This is a genomic window from Mesorhizobium sp. M7A.F.Ca.CA.002.05.1.1, assembly GCF_003998335.1.
Taxonomy (GTDB): Bacteria; Pseudomonadota; Alphaproteobacteria; order Rhizobiales; family Rhizobiaceae; genus Mesorhizobium.
Genome location: NZ_RZQI01001065.1, coordinates 1 through 1,848, shown reverse-complemented (window position 1 = coordinate 1,848; position 1,848 = coordinate 1). Strand labels below are relative to the sequence as shown.

Below are 1,848 nucleotides of genomic sequence, written 5' to 3'. Positions count from 1 at the left end.
CATCTATTACGGGCGTTTCGGATATAGCCACACGCGTGCCGAGAACTTCGAGAGCGAATACCAGGGCGAAGCGCTGCAGGCGCTGGCCTGGGGCGACGCGCCTGAGGCCGGCACACTGGTCTACGCCTCCGCCTTCACCGCTCTCGCCGCGTAGGCGAGAGCGTATAGCCGCCCGGCATGCCGCGTTTTCGCCTCGACATCGAATATGATGGCAGTCTGTTTGCCGGCTGGCAGCACCAGGCGGATCAGCCTTCGGTGCAACAGGCGATCGAGCGGGCGATCGAAAAATTCTGCGGCGAAGCGATCCGGCTGCGCGCCGCCGGCCGCACCGATGCCGGCGTCCATGCGACCGCGCAGGTGGCGCATGCCGACCTCGCCAAGGCGTGGCCGGGCGACAAGGTGCGCGATGCAGTCAACGCCCATCTGCAGGCGGCCGGGGCGCGCATCGCCATCCTGAAAGCGACGGTCGTCTCCGACAGCTTCGACGCCCGCTTCTCGGCCATCGGCCGCCACTATCTCTACCGCATCCTGAACCGCCGTGCCCCGGCCGCGCTCGACAAGGGCAAGGTCTGGTGGGTGCCGAAGCGGCTCGACGCCGGCGCCATGCACGAAGCGGCGAAAGTCCTGCTGGGACGGCATGATTTCACCACCTTCCGCTCGACCCAGTGCCAGGCCAACAGCCCGATCAGGACGCTGGAACGGCTCGATGTGAGCCGACAGGGCGACATGATCGAGGTCAGGGCTTCGGCGCGCTCGTTCCTGCACAATCAGGTACGTTCGATGGTCGGCTCGCTCAAGCGCGTCGGCGACGGCGGCTGGACTGCGGCCGACCTGAAAACGGCGCTCGAGGCGCACGACCGCGCCGCCTGCGGACAGGTGGCGCCACCCGACGGGCTGTTTCTCACCGGTGTCGATTATCCAGTCGAGACGAGCCCGGACAGGCTCTGAACTCCGGCATCGTCCGGCACGGTGATGCCGAGCAGCGTCTGCAGGCCGAACAGCACCAGCAGCGAGGCGATGAACATGCCGACGAAAACGGCGGTGCCGACCGATGCGCCCCTGCCGATCGTGGCGTTGGTCATGCGCCAGGTCAGCACCATCGACAGGGCAAACAGGAACAGCGACACAAGACTCGCAGCCTGGCTTGCGGACGACAGGAAAAGCCGGATCAGCGCCGAGGGCAGCATCAGCCAGGCGGTGATGGCCGAAGCCCAGTTGCTGGCGACGACGTAGTGGACGAAGCGGCCGCCTATGCCGGCGCGCGGCGCGATCAGGGCGAGCGCAATCAGCGGCAGCACCCAGGAGCCGATGTCGACCGTCGCCAGGCGCACCAGCATGCTGAAGCGGCCCGCGAAGGCGTCGGGATCGCCGAGTTCGTTGGCGATGCCGACCCAGCCGACGATCAGCGCCGGTGCAGCAACGACAATGGCGAAGAAGGAATTCCAGAAGCCGTCGGCCGACAGGTCGAGCAGGCGCAGGCCGTCGGCCTTGCCGAGCATCAATCGCCAGGCGCCCGTCAGCGAAGCTTGGGTTTCGTCCGCCGAAAGCATGCTGTTCAGCCCTGTCCGAACCAGTCTTCTATGAAGCGCTGGTAGATTTGCGTCAGCGTTTCCAAATCGGCAATGGCGACGCGCTCGTCGACCATATGCATTGTCTTGCCGACCAGCCCGAACTCGACCACCGGACAATAGTCCTTGATGAAACGCGCGTCGGACGTTCCACCGGAGGTCGACAGCGTCGGCTCCTTGCCGACCGCCGACTTGATCGAGCCGCGCAGCGTTTCGATAAGCCTGTCGTCGCGGGTCAGGAAGACATGGCTCGGCCGGTCGCGCCAGACGAGCTCGTAGT

Annotated in this window: 3 protein-coding genes and 1 pseudogene; 2 read left to right on the top strand and 2 right to left on the bottom strand. The window is 66.1% G+C overall.

Annotated features, from left to right (window positions below; genetic code table 11):
• Positions 1 to 154: pseudogene (locus tag EN939_RS39910) on the top strand (GNAT family N-acetyltransferase); the annotation flags it as partial.
• A gap of 23 nt (positions 155 to 177) precedes the next feature.
• Entirely contained in the window at positions 178 to 948 is a 771-nt protein-coding gene (truA, locus tag EN939_RS32490) for a tRNA pseudouridine(38-40) synthase TruA (RefSeq protein ID WP_127271000.1), read from the top strand.
• Here the strand turns inward: truA and EN939_RS32485 are convergent.
• Together EN939_RS32485 and EN939_RS32480 are read right to left on the bottom strand one after the other, a co-directional pair.
• Positions 915 to 1,550 carry a transporter gene (locus tag EN939_RS32485; protein ID WP_127270998.1) on the bottom strand — a complete coding sequence of 212 codons (636 nt, stop codon included), beginning with the start codon at positions 1,548 to 1,550 and terminating at the stop codon, positions 915 to 917. The two genes, truA and EN939_RS32485, sit on opposite strands and share 34 nt — an antisense overlap.
• Before the next feature lie 5 nt (positions 1,551 to 1,555).
• Positions 1,556 to 1,848, bottom strand: a 293-nt coding sequence (locus EN939_RS32480) for a M20/M25/M40 family metallo-hydrolase (RefSeq protein WP_127271622.1), incomplete at its 5' end; no start/stop codon positions are given.

What these genes read in the sequence shown, in the direction of transcription:
- truA (WP_127271000.1), top strand. Translation starts at nt 178, where the DNA reads ATGCCGCGTTTTCGCCTCGACATCGAATATGATGGCAGTCTGTTTGCC.
- EN939_RS32485 (WP_127270998.1), bottom strand. Translation starts at nt 1,550, where the DNA reads ATGCTTTCGGCGGACGAAACCCAAGCTTCGCTGACGGGCGCCTGGCGA.